The sequence below is a fragment of the Massiliimalia timonensis genome (assembly GCF_900186585.1).
GTDB classification, from domain to species: domain Bacteria; phylum Bacillota; class Clostridia; order Oscillospirales; family Ruminococcaceae; genus Massiliimalia; species Massiliimalia timonensis.
Map to the genome: position 1 here is coordinate 127,985 of NZ_FYDD01000002.1, position 18,254 is coordinate 146,238.

20 protein-coding genes, 1 tRNA gene and 1 riboswitch are annotated in these 18,254 nt (G+C 49.0%); of the genes, 17 read left to right on the plus strand and 4 right to left on the minus strand.

Features of this window, described 5'->3' with window-relative positions; genetic code table 11:
• The first annotated feature begins 1 nt into the window (after position 1).
• Genes speE through nspC form a run of 4 tightly spaced genes read left to right on the plus strand, consistent with a single transcriptional unit; the run spans position 2 to position 4,216 of the window.
• Positions 2–859, plus strand: a complete 858-nt coding sequence (gene speE, locus CIB36_RS00660) for a polyamine aminopropyltransferase (RefSeq protein WP_093987705.1) — start codon at positions 2–4, stop codon at positions 857–859.
• Positions 859–1,725, plus strand: coding sequence for an agmatinase (gene speB / locus CIB36_RS00665; RefSeq protein WP_093987706.1), 867 nt, complete (start codon positions 859–861; stop codon positions 1,723–1,725). Before speE ends, speB begins: the two co-directional genes overlap by 1 nt.
• A gap of 17 nt (positions 1,726–1,742) precedes the next feature.
• Positions 1,743–3,002 carry a saccharopine dehydrogenase family protein gene (locus CIB36_RS00670; protein WP_093987707.1) on the plus strand — a complete coding sequence of 420 codons (1,260 nt, stop codon included), beginning with the start codon at positions 1,743–1,745 and terminating at the stop codon, positions 3,000–3,002.
• Between the two features lie 5 nt (positions 3,003–3,007).
• On the plus strand, positions 3,008–4,216 hold the full coding sequence (gene nspC, locus CIB36_RS00675) for a carboxynorspermidine decarboxylase (RefSeq protein WP_093987932.1): 1,209 nt from the start codon (positions 3,008–3,010) through the stop codon (positions 4,214–4,216).
• A 521-nt stretch (positions 4,217–4,737) separates the two neighbouring features.
• Here the strand turns inward: nspC and CIB36_RS00680 are convergent.
• A tRNA-Ser gene (locus CIB36_RS00680) sits at positions 4,738–4,829 on the minus strand.
• 328 nt (positions 4,830–5,157) lie between these two features.
• Here CIB36_RS00680 and CIB36_RS00685 point away from each other — a divergent pair.
• Genes CIB36_RS00685 through CIB36_RS13640 form a run of 3 tightly spaced genes read left to right on the plus strand, consistent with a single transcriptional unit; the run spans position 5,158 to position 7,605 of the window.
• Positions 5,158–6,135 carry a peptidylprolyl isomerase gene (locus tag CIB36_RS00685; protein WP_158662529.1) on the plus strand — a complete coding sequence of 326 codons (978 nt, stop codon included), beginning with the start codon at positions 5,158–5,160 and terminating at the stop codon, positions 6,133–6,135.
• A 16-nt stretch (positions 6,136–6,151) separates the two neighbouring features.
• On the plus strand, positions 6,152–6,622 hold the full coding sequence (locus tag CIB36_RS00690) for a pyridoxamine 5'-phosphate oxidase family protein (RefSeq protein ID WP_093987709.1): 471 nt from the start codon (positions 6,152–6,154) through the stop codon (positions 6,620–6,622).
• Positions 6,619–7,605, plus strand: a complete 987-nt coding sequence (locus CIB36_RS13640) for a GNAT family N-acetyltransferase (protein WP_324612326.1) — start codon at positions 6,619–6,621, stop codon at positions 7,603–7,605. Before CIB36_RS00690 ends, CIB36_RS13640 begins: the two co-directional genes overlap by 4 nt.
• 121 nt (positions 7,606–7,726) lie before the next feature.
• Here CIB36_RS13640 and CIB36_RS00705 read toward each other — a convergent pair whose 3' ends face one another.
• From CIB36_RS00705 to queA, 3 genes are read right to left on the minus strand one after another with little or no spacing between them, the layout of a single operon-like run.
• Complete coding sequence (locus tag CIB36_RS00705) at positions 7,727–8,287, minus strand: manganese efflux pump MntP (protein ID WP_229408152.1); 561 nt, start codon at positions 8,285–8,287, stop codon at positions 7,727–7,729.
• A 51-nt stretch (positions 8,288–8,338) separates the two neighbouring features.
• The gene (gene tgt / locus CIB36_RS00710) at positions 8,339–9,469 is read right to left on the minus strand and encodes a tRNA guanosine(34) transglycosylase Tgt (protein ID WP_093987710.1); all 1,131 of its coding nucleotides are present in this window, start codon (positions 9,467–9,469) and stop codon (positions 8,339–8,341) included.
• 41 nt (positions 9,470–9,510) lie between these two features.
• Entirely contained in the window at positions 9,511–10,539 is a 1,029-nt protein-coding gene (gene queA / locus CIB36_RS00715; RefSeq protein WP_093987935.1) for a tRNA preQ1(34) S-adenosylmethionine ribosyltransferase-isomerase QueA, read from the minus strand.
• A gap of 204 nt (positions 10,540–10,743) precedes the next feature.
• Positions 10,744–10,922, plus strand: a riboswitch (Lysine riboswitch).
• A 151-nt stretch (positions 10,923–11,073) separates the two neighbouring features.
• On the opposite strand from queA, the gene asd reads away from it, so the two are divergent.
• The 10 genes from asd (at position 11,074) to CIB36_RS00765 (ending at position 18,194) form a co-directional block, all read left to right on the plus strand.
• Positions 11,074–12,153, plus strand: a complete 1,080-nt coding sequence (gene asd, locus CIB36_RS00720; protein WP_093987711.1) for an aspartate-semialdehyde dehydrogenase — start codon at positions 11,074–11,076, stop codon at positions 12,151–12,153.
• Positions 12,154–12,201: 48 nt separating this feature from the next.
• A complete protein-coding gene (gene dapA, locus CIB36_RS00725; protein WP_093987712.1) occupies positions 12,202–13,092 on the plus strand; it encodes a 4-hydroxy-tetrahydrodipicolinate synthase in 891 nt (296 codons plus the stop codon).
• Positions 13,093–13,163: 71 nt separating this feature from the next.
• Positions 13,164–13,913: a 4-hydroxy-tetrahydrodipicolinate reductase gene (gene dapB / locus CIB36_RS00730; RefSeq protein ID WP_093987713.1), complete on the plus strand. Its 750-nt coding sequence runs from the start codon at positions 13,164–13,166 to the stop codon at positions 13,911–13,913.
• On the plus strand, positions 13,891–14,400 hold the full coding sequence (locus tag CIB36_RS00735; RefSeq protein ID WP_229408153.1) for a prolyl-tRNA synthetase associated domain-containing protein: 510 nt from the start codon (positions 13,891–13,893) through the stop codon (positions 14,398–14,400). Before dapB ends, CIB36_RS00735 begins: the two co-directional genes overlap by 23 nt.
• Before the next feature lie 138 nt (positions 14,401–14,538).
• On the plus strand, positions 14,539–14,850 hold the full coding sequence (rplU, locus tag CIB36_RS00740) for a 50S ribosomal protein L21 (RefSeq protein WP_093987715.1): 312 nt from the start codon (positions 14,539–14,541) through the stop codon (positions 14,848–14,850).
• Positions 14,850–15,164, plus strand: a complete 315-nt coding sequence (locus tag CIB36_RS00745; RefSeq protein ID WP_093987716.1) for a ribosomal-processing cysteine protease Prp — start codon at positions 14,850–14,852, stop codon at positions 15,162–15,164. The genes rplU and CIB36_RS00745 overlap by 1 nt, the downstream gene beginning before the upstream one ends.
• A 5-nt stretch (positions 15,165–15,169) precedes the next feature.
• Positions 15,170–15,451: a 50S ribosomal protein L27 gene (gene rpmA / locus CIB36_RS00750; RefSeq protein WP_093987717.1), complete on the plus strand. Its 282-nt coding sequence runs from the start codon at positions 15,170–15,172 to the stop codon at positions 15,449–15,451.
• Between the two features lie 129 nt (positions 15,452–15,580).
• Complete coding sequence (gene obgE, locus CIB36_RS00755; protein ID WP_093987718.1) at positions 15,581–16,855, plus strand: GTPase ObgE; 1,275 nt, start codon at positions 15,581–15,583, stop codon at positions 16,853–16,855.
• Positions 16,856–16,877: 22 nt separating this feature from the next.
• A complete protein-coding gene (locus tag CIB36_RS00760) occupies positions 16,878–17,270 on the plus strand; it encodes a Mini-ribonuclease 3 (protein WP_229408154.1) in 393 nt (130 codons plus the stop codon).
• A 63-nt stretch (positions 17,271–17,333) separates the two neighbouring features.
• On the plus strand, positions 17,334–18,194 hold the full coding sequence (locus tag CIB36_RS00765; protein WP_093987719.1) for a YitT family protein: 861 nt from the start codon (positions 17,334–17,336) through the stop codon (positions 18,192–18,194).
• Positions 18,195–18,254: the final 60 nt, after the last annotated feature.

The window sequence follows — 18,254 nt, forward strand, 5'->3', positions numbered from 1 at the left end:
AATGGAAATGTGGTTTAGTGAATTTCATACGCCGGATGTAAAACACAGCATTCGGGTCAATCGGCATTTATATTCCAAGCAGAGCGATTACCAGAGGATCGACATCTTTGAAACACCGGAATTTGGGCGTGTTTTGACACTTGATGGAAATGTTATGCTGACGGAGCGTGATGAATTCATCTATGACGAGATGATCACCCACGTGCCAATGGCAGTGCATCCCGGTATTAAAGATATTCTGGTAATTGGCGCGGGGGACGGCGGCGTAGTGCGGGAATTGACCCGCTACGACCGGGTGGAACGGATCGACCTGGTAGAAATGGACCCGCAGGTAGTCGAAGCCTGCCGCACTTACCTTCCCAGCAATGCCTGCCGTATGGATGACCGTCGGGTACATATCTATTTTGAAAACGCGTTGAAGTTTATCCGTAGATGCGAAGAAAGCTACGACTTAATCATTGTTGACTCTACAGATCCTTTCGGCCCATCTGAGGGCTTGTTTACACGGGAGTTTTATGGAAACTGTTATAATGCCTTGAGGAAGGATGGCATTATGGTCAACCAACAGGGAAGCCCATTCTATGCGGAGGATGCCAATGCTATGCAACGCAGCCATATGCGGATTGTCAGCACCTTTCCGATCAGCAAGGTGTATCAGGCGCACATCCCTACCTATGCGGCAGGATATTGGCTGTTTGGCTTTGCCAGCAAAAAGTACCACCCTGTCGATGATTTAAACAGCGAAGCATGGAATGCCCTGAACCTGCATACCCGGTATTACACGACCAGATTACATGTGGGAGCGTTCTGGCTTCCTGCATTTTTAGAAGAGATGCTACAAGAAGTGGAGGGGAAATGATGTTACAGCCCAATATAGAAACCTTTATTGGTTGTGAAGCCAGTTACTCGGATTCGCGGATCGTGCTTTACGGCGCGCCGTTCGATTCTACTACCAGTTTCCGGCCCGGAGCCCGGTTTGGCCCTTCAGCTATGCGGCATGAAAGCTTTGGCCTTGAAACGTACAGCCCATATCAGGACTTAGACTTGACCGAATGCGCTGTTTTCGACAGCGGCGATCTGGAACTGTGCTTTGGCAACCCGGAACAAGCTCTTCATGATATTGAATCCCGTGCAGGGAAAATTTTGCGCGATGGAAAGATCCCTCTGTTACTGGGAGGAGAGCATTTGGTCACTTTGGGAGCGGTACGTGCGGCGGCAAAGAAATACCCCAACCTACATATCATCCATTTTGACGCGCATGCTGATTTGCGCGACCACTATTTGGGAGCAAAACTCAGCCATGCTTGTGTGATACGGCGCTGTTGGGACCTGCTCGGAGACGGCCGTATCCATCAATTTGTGATCCGCAGCGGGGAACAGGAAGAGTTCCAGTTTGCAAAGGCGCACACGGATTTCCATCCCTTTGATTTTGAAGGCTTGGAGCATACTATTTCCGTACTGCGAAAGCAGAATGCCCCGATTTACTTCACCATAGATTTGGATTGCCTGGACCCGTCTGTTTTTCCGGGGACTGGTACGCCGGAAGCCGGCGGTGTTAGTTTCCTTCAGCTTTTAAAAGCCCTGCGTATGGTATGTACTGCCAATGTGGTGGGAGCCGATCTGAACGAGCTAGCTCCTTCTCTTGATCACAGCGGCGTTTCTACCGCTGCTGCCTGTAAGGTGCTGCGGGAATTATTGATTGCACTTGATACAAAAGTAAAATAAAAAAGGAGAAATTGATTATGAGTAAAGTTCTTGTTATCGGCTGCGGGGGCGTAGCTTCTGTTGCCATTCATAAATGCTGTCAGGTAAGCGAGGTGTTTACCGAATTATGTATTGCCAGCCGTACAAAATCCAAGTGCGACAAGCTTGCGGCAGAGTTGGCGCCTAAAACCGCCACTAAGATCACCACTGCACAGGTCGACGCGGATAATGTGCAGCAGGTGATTGACTTGATCCGCAGTTTTCAGCCAGATCTGGTGATGAACATCGCGCTTCCATATCAGGATCTCACCATTATGGACGCCTGCCTCGCCTGCGGCGTCAACTATATGGATACTGCAAATTATGAGCCGGAGGATACCGATGATCCAGAATGGCGTGCCGTTTATGAAAAGCGCTGTGAGGAAGCTGGATTTTCCGCCTATTTTGACTACAGCTGGCAATGGGCCTATCGCAAAAAGTTCGAGGAAGCCGGTTTGACCGCGTTGCTTGGCTGTGGCTTTGACCCCGGCGTAACGCAGGCATATTGCGCTTATGCCAAGAAGCATGAATTTGATTCGATCGACACCATTGATATTCTGGACTGCAACGGCGGAGACCACGGCTATGCGTTTGCCACAAACTTTAATCCAGAAGTCAATTTGCGGGAGGTATCTGCGCCCGGAAGCTATTGGGAAAATGGCCGCTGGGTAGAAATTCCCGCTATGAGCATCAAGAGGCAATATGATTTTGACCAAGTGGGACAGAAGGATATGTATCTGCTCCATCATGAAGAAATCGAAAGCTTGGCGCTGAATATTCCGGAGGTGAAGCGGATCCGCTTCTTTATGACCTTTGGGCAGAGTTATCTGGACCATATGCGTTGTTTAGAGGATGTCGGCATGCTCTCCACTGTCCCGGTCGAATTTGAGGGGCAGCAGATCGTTCCTATCAAGTTCTTAAAAGCTTTACTGCCTGATCCGGCAAGTTTAGGTCCCCGTACAAAAGGGAAAACAAACATCGGCTGCATCTTCACAGGGAAAAAAGACGGGAAAGAAAAGACCTACTATATTTATAATGTTTGCGATCATCAGGCATGCTTCCATGAGGCAGGAAGCCAGGCCGTCAGCTATACGACCGGTGTACCCGCAATGTGCGGAGCCTTGATGCTGTTGACCGGACAATGGAAAAAAACGGGTGTTTACACTGTGGAAGAATTCGATCCGGACCCGTTCCTGGAAGCGCTGGATCAATACGGCCTTCCCAAAAATGAAAGCTGGAACCCGGTGCTGGTGAAGTAATGAAGATCTCTGTAAAAGATACGCGCCCGCCTTTTGCCGGATTGAACGGAAGATTCCCCGAAGAATTATTTCAAAACCTTCCTACCCCCTGCTATATTTTAGATGAGCCTGCTCTGCAAAGGAACGGCCAAATATTGGCCGGGGTAGCTGAACGCACCGGCTGCAAAATATTGTTGGCGCAAAAGGCGTTTTCCAACTACGATTTATATCCGGCTTTGACCCCCTATCTTGCCGGAACCGAAGCAAGCGGGCTTTATGAAGCCCGTCTGGGCGCTGAGGAAATGCCGGGAAAGGAAGTACATGTGTTTTGCGGGGCGTACCGGGAAGACGAGTTTTCCGAGCTGCTGCGCTATGCGGACCATATCGTATTCAATTCTCCCCGGCAGCTGAAAAAGTTCGGGGAAAAAGCCAAAAATGCCGGCAAAAGTATTGGGCTGCGAATCAATCCGGAATACTCTACGCAGGAGGGACATGCTATCTATGATCCTTGCGCTCCCGGCAGCAGGCTGGGCACCACCCGTTCCCAGTGGGACAGGCAAATGACACCCCAGCTGGTGGAACTGCTGGATGGGCTCCACTTTCACACTTTATGTGAACAGGATGCAGATGCGCTGGAACTTACCCTAAAGGCGGTAGAAAAGCTTTTTGGGGATGCTTTGCCCCGGATGAAGTGGCTGAATTTAGGCGGAGGGCATCATATTACCCGTCCCGGATACGATATTCCTCGGCTGGAACAGTGTCTCTGCACAGCCCGGAACAAATGGAGCGTGCAGATATATTTAGAGCCGGGGGAAGCGTGTGCCTTAAATGCCGGTTACTTGGCGTCTCATGTATTGGATGTTGTAACAAACGGCCAAACCAAAATCGCTATTTTAGATGCCAGTGCAGCCTGCCATATGCCCGATGTCATAGAAATGCCTTACCGTCCGCCGCTGTATGGTGCGGGAGAGGAAAACGAGATGCCCTATACATTTCGTTTAGGTGGGCCTACCTGTCTTGCGGGCGATGTTATTGGGGATTACAGCTTTCACGCTCCACTACAAGAAAAAGAGTTATTGCTGTTCGGCGACATGGCTATTTACACTACTTGCAAGAACAATACTTTTAACGGAATGCCGCTTCCTGCTATCTTTGTTCTGCATGCCGACGGCAGCTTGCAGTGCCTGCGAAAATTTGAGTATGCAGATTTTAAATCACGGTTAGGCAGCTTATAAACCACAGGAAGAAGGAAAGATAGCTGCATTCGATAGAAGCGTTGCCTTTCAATATTGGAATATAGCAGGCTGTTTATGGGATCAGACGTATTTTTTCATCGGGAACAGCCTTTGCTGTCCCATCCTTTCAGATCCACTACCAAGACTGTCCATTTGGCAAACTCAGGATATTATGGTGATGGTGAAACTATAACAAGAGCATAAAAGAGGATGGAACGATGCCTTTAACAGCAATGGGAAAATAAAGCCAGCAGAGATGAATTTCTCTGCTGGCTTTGCTTTTCAATATTTAAAAAATCAAGCATATAATAAATTGACCCTGTAGCAAAACACATTTTCTCACGTTTTTGGAACAAAACCCCCGCTTTATATACTGCCAAATAATAAACTTTCATACGTCAAAAATTCAAGAAATGCAAGGATATGGGAAAAACATGAAGTTGCCTATGCATAAAACGGGCAGCAAGTAGTTAGAAAGTATAGAAAAGCCGCATAAACGCTAGGTTTATACGGCTTTTCGCTGGCGGAGATGAAGGGATTTGAACCCTTGCACCGGCAAAACCGGCCTACCGGATTTCGAATCCGGACCCTTCAACCGCTTGGGTACATCTCCACAATAGTAGGTTGCCAGGCCTTATCCACCTTTACTATCACATAAAAAATTTGCACAGGCAACGTCATTTATTATATACTATTTTTCCTCAAGTTGCAAGCTTTTCCCGAATTTGTTTTTTTAAAGGGGATATGCTATAATAACCTCACGGCGTGAACAGAAGACTGGTTTTGCAAGGTCTTCGGCGTTTGAGAGAACATTTTATCATGATTCAGGGCAATCACTTCTGTGTTTGTGCCACTTTGTTACACTTCGCACAACAAAGTTATGATAGAATAAGCGCAAACTTTCAACAGAAAAAATTTGATGAGAAATGGAGACTTATCATATGAAAATTTTTAAAAAGGCTTCCTGCTTAGCAGCGGGAGTTGTGCTTTCGGTTAGCATTCTGGCGGGATGCGGCGCTTCAGACCTGAACGCTGCAGTCCTGAACATCAACGGACAGGATGTGTCCGGTGCAGAACTTCGCTATTTTTTGAATAATTATCAGGCCATGTATGATTCCGGCGACAGCAGTTACTGGGAAACAAATTCAGATCAGTTCGTTTCTGTCAAAACTCAGGCTACACAGGACGTAATTTATGGGTATGCGATCCGTGAGTTGGCAAAGCAGGAAGGTGTGGAATTGACTGACGAGGAGAAGCAGAGCATTGAGGATAATGTCTCAGCGTTAAAAGCAAATTATGACAGCGAAGAAGCACTAGAAGAGGCGTTGGAGCAGAGCCACCTGACTTTGGATGTATATCGTTCCCAGCAAGAAATCTCACTCTTGAATGAACGCCTTTTTGAAAAATTTTATGGTGAAAAAACGATAGAGAGCATTGATGATAAAACATGGTATTGCACCAAACATATTTTAGTGAAATTTGCAGATGAAAACGCAAGTAAACACACAGAGGAAAAAGAAGCGGCGGAAAAACTGCTAAAACGCGCACAGTCTGGCGAGGATTTTGACACCCTCATCGAAGAATACGGAGAGGATCCTGGTATGAGCCAGAGCCCGCAGGGATATTATCTTGATGCGAATGGACAAACCCCAGATGGGAGCAGCTTTGTAACAGAATATACAGAAGCATCCAAATCGTTGGAGATCGGAGAGATCAGCGGCTTGGTGGAATCCAGCTACGGGTACCATATCATTAAGCGCCTGCCGTTGGATATGGAGTATATCAAAGAAAATGTTTCACAATTTGCTCCTGATGATTTTAACGAAGAATATACAGCTAAGCTGACTGATTTGATGAATCAGATGGATATTGAATACACAAACGCATATAAGAAGATCACCTATAAGACTTATCAATAACGAGGGAGAAAACGAAATGAGAAGAGCCGAACTGGCATTGCCCTCAGAGGAATGCCGCGCCGTATTAAAAAGGGGCGATTATGGGACGATTGCCATGCTGGGCGCTGACGGGGCGCCTTATGCGGTGCCGGTGAACTATTACTACCACGAACAGGAGAACGCGCTGTTTTTTCACTGTGCGGAAGAAGGGGAAAAGCTTGACGCCCTGCGGCACTGTGACAGGGTTTGTTTTACGGTGGTGGAGCAATATCAAACTGTTCCAGAAAAACTGACCAGTCATTTCCAATGCGTTATCGTGAAGGGAAAGGTGTCACTCATCACAGACCATGCCCAGCGCGCCCGGCGCTTGGAAGAGCTTTGTCTGCGATTTTGTTCTAAGGCCCTGACAAAAGAGCAGATCCGCGATAAGGCACAGGGCGGCGCCGGAAAAACGATGGTAGTGCAAATCGAGGTCCTGGAATTGACTGGAAAGGGAAAGCGCACATGATCCTCCGGGAATATTGTAGCTCAGATTGCCGGGAAACGATGGAACTGTTTTATGATACGGTCCATCGGGTCAACAGGCTAGATTATACCTCCGAGCAGGTGGAGGCATGGGCGCCTGCAGACCGTGACAGCGCAGCATGGAATGACTCTTTTTTCGGCCATTTTGCAGTTGTAGCTGTACAGTCTGAAAAAATCATTGGTTTTGCAGATCTGACAAAGGACGGTTATCTGGACAGGCTGTATGTCCATGCAGACCATCAGCGTCAAGGGGTGGCTTTTGCGTTGTTGTCCTGTTTGGAAAGAGAAGCCAGAAAACGAGCGATTTCGTTTATTGAAACACATGCTTCGGTCACCGCCAAGCCTTTTTTTGAAAAATACGGATATGAAACGTTCCGGGAGCAAAGCGTGGTGCGGAAAGGGCAGACGCTGACGAACTTTGTCATGAGAAAAAATATGGCTTTTTCTCCTCTGCTGTTTAAAGTCCGGCAGGAAAGAGAAGAGGATCATCCAGCGGTTTATCAGGTGATCAAGCGGGCCTTTGAAGAAGCGGAGCATGCAGATGGCAATGAACAGGAGCTGGTAGAGGCGCTGCGCAGCAGCAATGCTTTTCTGCCTCAGCTTTCTTTGGTGGCGGAATGCGCAGGGGAGATCATTGGATATATCCTGTTTACGAAAGTGAAGATCAATACCGCGGTGGAGTTAGCGCTGGCGCCTTTGGCGGTGCTGCCTATGTATCAACGGAAAGGTGTTGGCAAAGCCCTGATGGAAAAAGGCCACTGTATCGCCAGAAAGCTGGGTTTTCATTGCTGCATTGTTTTAGGGAGTGAGAAATATTATCCCAAAGCTGGGTATCTGCCTGCCGGAAAATTTGGGATTTCCGCCCCATTCGAGGTGCCGGATCAAAACTTTATGGTATTAAAATTGTGCGAGGATGCTGTCCTGCCCAGCGGTACGGTCCTGTACGCCGAAGAATTTGGCCTTTGACCAGTTTTAGCTCGTCAAGGCCTGGGCGCAGCTTTAACAGGAAACCAAACAGAGAAAAGGGATATTCTGATAAGTCCTATCAGAATATCCCTTTTTTGACAGATAAAAAATCATGCGCTGTTCATGCTGCCAAAAGTCCGTCTAAAAGCACCTTGGCGGCGATCCCTAACAGCAAGATCCCGCCAAAGATACCAGCCTTTTTATTTAACAGCGTGCCGATTTTATGTCCTACATACACAGAGGCAAAGGAGATAACAAAAGTGGTTGCCGCGATCAGACATACCGCCATGAAAATATTGACCTGCATCGCGCTGAAGCTGACACCCACCGCCAGCGCGTCAATACTGGTCGCGATGGCTTGGATCAGCAAAAGGCGGAACGTCATCTTTTTACATTCTACCTTATCCTCTTCGGTGGCGGCATCGTAGATCATTTTCCCGCCAAGGATCAGGAAAATGGCAGACACGATCCAAAAACTGTATTTAGAAAGGATCCCAACGAATAAAGAGCCGGCAAAAAAACCGATCAGCGGCATGATCCCCTGAAAGCTCCCGAAAAAAAGCGCATCCGCCAGCGCGTGCCGGGCCTTTAAAGGGTTTGTACACATCCCGTTTGAAATAGAAACACAACAGGCGTCCATTGACAGCCCGATCCCTATGATGATGATTTCCAGAATTCCCACGTTCCCAAACCTCCAATGATAACTGTCTGCACGGAATATCCGTTTAATGATTTATATTCTGGTGTCCAGCAGAACAGAATACTTTTCACGGAATTCGGAAAATCTTCCCTGTTCTAACGCTTCTCGGATCTTTTCCATCAGGGTATTGTAAAAATAAAGGTTATGCATGACGGCAAGCCGCATAGCAAGCATTTCGTTGGCCTTGAACAAATGCCTAAGGTATGCGCGGGAATGCCGGCGGCAGGTCGGACAGTCGCATGACTCGTCGATCGGCGCGTCGTCTTTTTGATATTTGGCGTTCATGATGTTGCGGATCCCGCTCCAGGTGTTCAGATGCCCGTGCCGGGCATTCCGGCTTGGCATCACGCAGTCAAACAGGTCTACGCCGCGCGCGACCCCTTCGATGATATTTCCGGGCGTTCCTACCCCCATTAAATAGCGAGGTTTGTTCTGCGGCATATGCGGGGTGACAACATCCAAGATGCGGTACATATCCTGCGTGGGTTCCCCGACAGCCAGCCCGCCGATCGCGTAGCCATCCAGGTCGAGTTTTGCGATCTCTTCCATATGGGCGACGCGCAGATCCTCAAAAACACAGCCTTGATTGATCCCGAACAGCATTTGGTGGGGGTTGATGGTATCGTGCCGGGCATTTAAGCGTTCCATCTCCTCCTTGCAGCGGTACAGCCAGCGGGTGGTCCGCTCACAGGAGTGCTTAGAGTATTCATGGGTGGAGGGGTTTTCCACACATTCATCAAAAGCCATGGCAATGGTAGAGGCAAGATGGGACTGGATGCGCATGCTTTCTTCCGGTCCCATGAAAATTTTCCTGCCGTCTACATGGGAGTTAAAGTAAACGCCCTCTTCCTTGATTTTCCGCAGGGAGGCCAAGGAAAACACCTGGAACCCGCCGCTGTCAGTCAAGATCGGCCGTTCCCAGCCCATGAAGCGGTGCAGGCCGCCCATTTCATAAATCAAATCATCTCCGGGCCGGACATGCAGGTGATAGGTATTGCACAGCTCCACCTGACATTTCAGATCGACCAGATCGTAGGAGGAGATCCCTCCTTTGATCGCCGCAGCTGTGCCGACATTCATAAAAGCAGGAGTCTGCACGGTGCCGTGTACTGTTTTAAATTCGCCGCGCCGGGCATTTCCTTCTTGTTTCAGTAAGGTATACATAGAAAGTCCTTTCTAAAATGGGGTGGTCACGAATGAGGGGATTAAAGGATCAGCATGGCGTCGCCAAAGCTGAAAAAGCGGTATTTTTCTTCTACCGCCTGCCGGTAGGCCTCCATGGTATGTTCATAGCCGGCAAAGGCGCTCACTAACATGATCAAGGTGCTTTCGGGCAGGTGGAAATTGGTGATCAGGCCGTCCAATACCTTAAACTGATAGCCGGGATAGATGAAGATGTCGGTGTATCCTTCGCATTCTTCCAGAATACCGTTGTGAAAGGTAGCTACGCTTTCCAAGGTACGGCAGCTGGTGGTGCCCACAGCGATCACTCGGCCGCCATTTTCTTTGGTCTGCCGGATCAGACGCGCGGTTTCTCCCGGCAGGAAATAGTGCTCCGAATGCATTTTATGGTTGGTGACATCGTCGGCCTTTACCGGACGGAACGTCCCAAGCCCCACATGGAGCGTTACCTCTGCGATCTGGATCCCCTTTTCCTTGAGCTTTTGCATCAGCTCTTCGGTAAAATGAAGACCGGCGGTGGGGGCCGCCGCGGAACCCAGCTCTTTGGAATAGACAGTTTGGTACCGCTCTTTATCCTGTAGCTTTTCGGTGATATAAGGCGGCAGGGGCATTTGGCCGATCTCGTCCAGCGCGGTGAAAAAGTTTTTTTCACAGGAAAACCAGATTAGCCGGTTTCCATCGTCTTGTACCTTTACGACCTCACCGTGAAGCAGGCCGTTCCCAAATGAAAAACGGGCGCCCAACTTACAGCGCCTGCCGGGTTTGACTAAGCATTCCCACAACAGGGTTTCTTTCTGTTCTAATAAAAGCAGCTCCATCTGCACCCCGGTGTCTTCTTTGACGCCATAAAGCCGCGCAGGCAGAACGCGGGAGTTGTTCACCACTAAAAGATCTCCCGGTTTTAAAAAGTCAAGGATGTCATAAAAATGATGATGGCCTACCTTCCCGGTAGCGCGGGAAAGGGTCATCAGCCGGGAATGGTCCCGTGGTTCTACCGGAGTTTGAGCAATCAACTCCTGCGGTAGGTCGTAATAAAAGTCGCTGGTTTTCATCATAGATCGGATCCTTTCCAAAACAGGCAAAACCGACTGTTTTAAGATAAATCAAATGAAAATAAGGGGAATGGGGCACATAATCCCGTCAATCCGCATATGATAGGATTGACCGTTCCCATAAAAAATAGAAGAAATAGAAAAAATAACTGAAAGAATTGACAGTGTGTGCCTTCGGTGATATTATAATAGTAAATTGAATAAAAGGCGGATAGAGGTCGCGGATTTTATGAGTAAAGCAAAGGAGACTGCCGAAGTCGTTTGATTTTGTGTTGAAAGGAAAATTTGCCGAAGGGGAACTGCTTCCGGCAGCGTTTGCCCTGAGCCTGTATTGAAGAAGTACAGGATTGTCATCAAGTTATTGATGGAGAGCTATCGACGGAAAATGCTAAAAACAGAGTAGTATCGTCAACTTTTCCATTATATAATAAGATGAGCCGGTTTTCAACCGGTTTTTTTCATATTTATTATGGATTCTCTGTCGGCGGATTTGTAACATTTATCTGTTTTTATTTTGGTTTGGAGGAATGAAAAATGAAACACTATAATGTAGGGATCATTGGGGCAACCGGGATGGTTGGACAGCGCTTTGCGACCCTTTTAGAAAATCACCCATGGTTTACAGTGAAAGCACTGGCCGCGTCTTCCCGCAGCGCTGGGAAAACCTATGAAGAAGCCGTGGGAAACCGCTGGGCTATGCCAGCGCCGATGCCGCAGAGCATGAAGGATATGGTGGTTTTCGATGCGACCGCTGACATTGAAAAGGTCGCTTCTATGGTCGACTTCGTATTCTGTGCAGTCGATATGAAAAAAGACGAGATCCGCGCGTTAGAGGAAGCATATGCCAAGGCGGAATGCCCTGTTGTTTCCAATAACTCCGCGCACAGACATACACCGGACGTTCCGATGATCGTTCCGGAAATCAACGCAGACCACACTGCGATCATTCCGTCACAGCGCAAACGCTTGGGCACCAAACGGGGATTTGTGGCGGTAAAATCCAACTGCTCCCTGCAAAGCTATGTTCCAGCGCTTCACCCATTGATGGAATACGGCATCACGAAGGTATTAGCCTGCACCTACCAAGCAATTTCCGGCGCGGGAAAAACCTTTGAACGCTGGCCGGAAATGGTTGACAACCTGATCCCTTATATTGGCGGGGAAGAGGAAAAATCCGAGAAGGAACCGTTAAAACTTTGGGGAACGATCGAAGGCGATGTGATCGTAGATGCAAAGGGTCCGGCAATCACCACCCAATGCCTGCGTGTTCCTGTGAGCGACGGACACACAGCGGCTGTTTTCGTTTCTTTTAACCACAAGCCGAGCATTGAGGAGATCAAGGAAAAATGGGCTTCTTTCAGCGGCGAAGCACAGCGTTTGGAGCTGCCGAGCGCACCAAAACAGTTTTTGCATTATTTTGAAGAACCGGACCGTCCGCAGATCAAATCGGAACGGATGCTGGAAAATGGGATGGCGGTTTCCATCGGCCGGTTAAGGGAAGACAGCCAATACGACTATAAATTTGTATGCATGTCCCACAACACGCTTAGGGGCGCAGCCGGCGGCGCGGTCCTGTTGGCAGAGTTGTTGGCGGCACAGGGATACATGGACTGATTCGATGCCGTTTTTGCGGCAAAGCAAAGAAAGAAGGAGAACCCTGTTATGAAGAAAAGAATTTTTACAGGTGCTGGCGTGGCAATTATTACCCCGATGAATCCAGATATGTCTGTAAATTTTGATAAGCTCAAGGAGATCATTGATTTCCAGATCGAGAACGGTACCGATGCTATCATTATCTGCGGCACCACCGGGGAAGGGTCGACGCTGTCAGATGCAGAGCACCGCGAGGCGATCAAGTGCGCGATCGAACATACTGCTAAAAGGGTCCCGGTAATCGCGGGAACCGGAAGCAACGATACCGCATATGCGATCTCTCTGTCCAAGGAAGCGGAACAGCTTGGGGCAGACGGGTTGCTGCTGGTAACTCCATATTACAACAAAACCTCGCAAAGAGGTTTGATCGAACACTATAAAAGAATTGCGGCAAGCGTTTCGCTGCCAATTATCCTTTACAGTGTGCAAAGCCGCACTGGCGTGAATATCGCGCCGGAAACCTGCTATGAGTTGTCTAAGATCGAAAATATCGTAGCGGTTAAAGAGGCAAGCGGCAATATTTCTCAGGTTGCCAAGATCCGTGAACTGTGCGGAGATGAGCTGGATGTGTATTCCGGGAACGACGATCAGATCGTTCCGATCATGTCTTTGGGCGGGATCGGCGTTATCTCCGTACTGTCCAACATCATGCCAAAGGAAACACATGACATTTGTCAGCTTTATTTAGATGGAAAAGTAAAGGAAAGTGCAGACCTGCAATTAAAACTGTTGGATGTGGCGAACAAGTTATTCCTTGATGTCAACCCGATCCCGGTAAAAGAAGCGATGAACCTGATGGGGATGGAGGTAGGCGAATGCCGTCTGCCGCTGATACGCATGGATGACGCTTCGGTCGCGGTCTTAAAGGAAGCGCTGCAAAACGTCGGTTTGGTAAAATAGAGCCTTGGATCTGCACATAATCGTATTATGTGCAGATTTTTCCATACCTTGAAAAGAAAGGAATCAGAAAGATGACAAAGATAATTTTAAGCGGCGCGAACGGAAAAATGGGAAAGGTGATTGCCCGTTGCACAGAGGAACGGAAGGACTGCGAAATCGTTGCCGGCGTAGATTTGAACACCCAGGCATACAGTGACTTTGATATTTACCCTTCCTTTTCTGAATGCGGGGAGAGCGGCGATGTGATCGTTGATTTTTCCAATCCGGCTGTTCTTGACGGTATGCTTGACTATGCGCTGAAGACCAATACCCCTGTGGTGATCGCTACGACCGGATACAGCCCGGAACAGATCGAAAAGATCCAGAAAGCTGCAGAACAGATCCCGGTATTTTTCTCCTTTAATATGTCGCTGGGGGTCAACCTTTTGGTGTCCCTGGCAAAAAAGGCCGCTGAAGTATTGGGCGGGCAGTTTGATATTGAGATCATCGAAAAGCACCACAATCAAAAGATAGATGCCCCAAGCGGTACGGCGCTGATGATCGCGGATGCGATCAATGACACCCTGGACCAGACTCAGAAATATATGTATGACCGCCATGCGCAGCGGAAAAAGCGGGATAAAAATGAGATCGGCATCCATTCTGTCCGCGGAGGAACCATTGTAGGCGAGCACGAAGTGATCTTCGCGGGACACGACGAGCTCCTTTCCTTAAAACATCAGGCGATGTCCAAGGAGATCTTTGCAGTCGGGGCGGTAAACGCCGCAGTCTTCCTGAAGGGGAAGCCTGCCGGGATCTATGACATGGGAAAAATGGTATAGTATGGGACAGGAAGAGTTATGCAGGCTTTTGGACAGTCTGGGGATCGCGTACCGGCTGGTAGAGCACGAGGCGGTTCGCACCATTGAGGATATGGAAAAGATCGGCCTGCTGGACATGCAGTGCGTTGCCAAAAATTTATTTCTGCGCAACGCAAACGGGAAACGCCATTATCTGGTCACCATGCCGCATGACAAGCCGTTGGATCTGAAAGAACTGCGCGGCAAATTAGGGGAAAAGAATTTGAGCTTTGCCTCGGAAGACCGGCTGGTAAAGCATTTGGGGGTACAGCCCGGTTCGGTGACGCCGCTGGGAGTGCTGAATGGACTGGACCCGGCAGTTACAGTGGTGCTGGATGAAGATCTTAAGCAAAGGGAACAAGTGGCCGTTCACCCGAACGTGAACACCGCTACCTTATATCTTTTGTGGGAAGATCTAATTACCGTGCTGGAAGAGGCGGAGAATCCCGTCACTTCGATAAAATTATAGGAAATCCTTGACTTTAAACAGGGTTTATGCTAAACTGATAGAGCCGCATGTATCGGGCTTTTTAAGTGATGCAGTTTTTTAAGCTGTATCCGCCTTGGAAAAACAGCGAGATTAGAGAAAAGGCAGGTGCCTTAGGAAATGTATGCAGTAATTGAAACCGGCGGAAAACAGTATCGTGTCAGTGAAGGCGACGTGATCTTTATTGAAAAGCTGGATGTGGAAGCAAACGCGACCGTAGCTTTTGATAAAGTAGTTGCAGTTTCGGGCGATGAAGGGTTAAAGGTTGGCGCTCCGTATGTTGACGGCGCAGTTGTAAACGCGACCGCTCTGAAAAACGGAAAAGGCAAGAAAATTACCGTTTTCACCTACAAACCGAAAAAGTCTTCTTCCCGCAAAATGGGTCACAGACAGGCTTACACTCAGGTAAGAATTGAATCCATTCAGGCATAATGATACAGGCTCAGTTTGAGAAGCGTCAAAATGCTTATTCCGGGTTTTGTGTTTCCGGCCATGCGGGATATGCCGAGGCAGGACAAGATATTGTCTGCGCCAGCGTATCGTCGGCTTTGCAGATGACAGCCAACGGGATCACCGAAGTGCTGGGTGAGGATGCACAGCTTCAGGTAGAGGAAAACAAGATCCGTCTGCGGTTAAAAAGCCGCAGCAGGGAAGCCGCCCTGCTTTTGGAGGCTTTCCATCTTCAGCTGACATGCTTGGCTGAAGACTATCCAAATACGATAAAAATAACCGATCTGGAGGTGTAAGTAATATGTTGAGAATCAGCATGCAGTTTTTTGCACACAAAAAAGGGGTAGGTTCCACAAAGAACGGCCGTGACTCCGAATCCAAAAGACTGGGCGCAAAGCGCGCGGACGGTCAGTTTGTGTTAGCGGGTAACATATTAGTACGTCAGCGCGGTACCCACATTCACGCTGGGGAAAACGTTGGCCGTGGTTCTGATGATACTTTGTTCGCAAAGATCGACGGTGTCGTTAGATTTGAACGTGTTGGCCGTGACCGTAAAAAAGTTAGCGTTTACGCTGCTCAATAGTCGAAACGAACGTTAAGGCGTGCTTTTGGGACGGACCCGGGCACGCCTTTTCTGTTCTTATGAATACAGATCGGGGGAATTCCGCATCCTGATAATAAGCGGAAAATACCGCGAAAAAGGAGGAACGGTATGTTTGTAGATAAAGCAAGGATCACCATTAAGGCAGGCAACGGGGGAAACGGCGCGGTGTCTTTCCACCGGGAAAAGTATGTCAACGCGGGCGGTCCGGATGGCGGCGACGGCGGAAAAGGCGGCGACGTTGTCTTTGTGGTAGATGATAATATGTCCACATTGGTGGACTTTCGATATAAGCGTAAATTTGCGGCGGAAAATGGTCAGAACGGCGGGAGCAACCGCTGTTCCGGCAGAAGCGCGGAGGATCTGATCATCAAGGTGCCGCGCGGCACCCTGCTGCGCGACAGTGAAACCGGTCGGTTGCTGGCGGACATTTCAGGCGACCGCCCTTATGTGATCGCCAAAGGAGGGCGCGGCGGCGCCGGGAACCAGCATTTTGCAACAGCTACCCGGCAGATCCCCCGTTTTGCAAAGCCGGGCATCCCTGGGGAAAGCTATGATTTGACCATGGAGTTGAAGCTGCTGGCGGATGTGGGCCTGGTCGGATTCCCTAACGTGGGGAAATCCACCTTGATCAGCGTAGTGAGCGCCGCAAAACCCAAGATAGCGAACTATCATTTTACCACGCTCAGCCCGGTGCTTGGGGTGGTAAAGCTGGACGAGCATAAAAGCTTTGTCATGGCGGATATTCCCGGGCTGATCGAAGGGGCGAGCGAAGGCGTTGGACTGGGGCACGAGTTTTTGCGTCATGTGGACCGCTGCCGGCTGATCGTCCATGTGGTCGATGTGTCAGGCATCGAGGGGCGCGACCCAGTAGAGGATTTTCATGCCATTAACCGGGAACTTCGCAATTTCAGCGAGGAACTGGCAAACCGCCCGCAGATCGTAGCGGCGAACAAATGTGATATGGCTGCCCCGGAACAGATCGAGGCGTTCCGCACCTTTGTGGAAAACCAGGGGATCCCATTTTTCGAGATCTCAGCGGCTACCACACAGGGGACCCGTGAACTGGTAGAGGAAGTTGGGAAACGGCTTGACACCCTGCCGCCCATTACGGAATACGAACCGGAACCGATCAGTGTGGAGGAGCTGGAAGCGAAAAAGTCTGCAAAACAGTTTGAAATCACTGTCGAAAATGGTGTTTATTATATTGACGCGCCATTTTTGGAACCGGTACTTTCGACCGTCAATATGGAGGATTACGAGTCGCTTCAGTATTTCCAAAGAGTCTTGCGTTTTTCCGGGATTATTGATAAACTGGAAGAAATGGGAATTCAGGAGGGAGATACTGTTGATATCTTCGGCCTGCAATTTGATTTTGTAAAATAAAAAGTTCAGAAAGGATTTTACTATGGCCTTGGAGCAGATGGACTGCGAAAATCCAAAACTATACAGCCCGCTGGTGCTGGCATACATGGGCGATGCCGTGCTGGAAATCATGGTCCGGGAAAAGCTGATCCGGCGGGCGAACATGCCGGTGCACAAGCTCCACAGAATGACGGTGGAACGCGTCTGTGCGGATGCGCAGTCTGCCGCGGTGGAGATCGTATACGACCGCCTGACAGAGGAAGAGCTTGCTATTTACAAGCGCGGCAGGAATGCCAACGGGAACCACGTTCCCAAAAATGCGGATCCTCAGGATTACCGGCGGGCGACCGGCTTAGAAGCGCTGTTTGGGTATCTTCACTTAAAAGGGAAGCAAGAACGGATCGACGAATTATTTGCCTTGATTTGGAAAGACTAATCAGAAACAAAGGCTCTGTTTTTGGGCTGCTCTGTTGGCTGGATAAAAGAGGTAAAACGAGAGATGAAAAAGAATCATTTTTTATGGGATTGTGTTGTCGTTATTTTTGGGACAGGGTTGCTGGCGCTGGGCACCTATGTGTTTATTGCGCCGAATCAGATCGCGCCGGGCGGGGTGTCCGGGATCGCGATTTTGTTGAATCATCTGTTCCACATCCCGATCGGCTGGCTGAATCTCTTGATCAATATTCCGTTGCTGCTGTTGGGGCATTTTTCTTTAGGGAAACGGTTTTTGGCTAAATCCGTCATTTCGGTGATCGCATTTACTGTGTTTTATGATTATATTTTCTCTTGGTGCCATCTGCCGCAGTTTACTGGGGATTCTATGCTGGCGGCGCTGTTCGGCGGCGCTTTGAGCGGCGCGGGGATCGCATTCGCCTTTATGGTGGACGGTTCTACCGGCGGGATCGATGTGACCAGCAAGGTCGTTCAGATGAAGCTGCCGCATGTGCCGATCGGCAAGATCGTATTTTTAACCGATGTGATTATCATTGCCGCTTCCACTGTGGTTTTTAAAAGTATTAGCTCCGCTTTATATGCAACGGTTGCGATGTTTGTCACCGCTCAGGTCATCGATGCGATGATGTATGGGTTGGACAGCGGAAAGATGCTGATGATCATCAGCAATCACAGCGATGAAATTGCGGCTGAAATCATGAAAGAGGCAGACCGCGGGGTAACCAAACTGTTGGGGACCGGCGCATACCAAAACCAGGACAAGGTAGTATTGATGTGCGCAGTACGGAAAAACGAGTACTATCATTTAAAGCGGATTGTGCAGGAGATCGACCCGGCGGCCTTTATTATCGTTACTACGACGAGTGAGGTCGTAGGAGAAGGATTTAAAGCGATCGACAAAGTATAAGTTCATACCGGACGGGGATTTTCCCCGTCCATTTTCACAGGTTCAGACGGGAGGGATAGC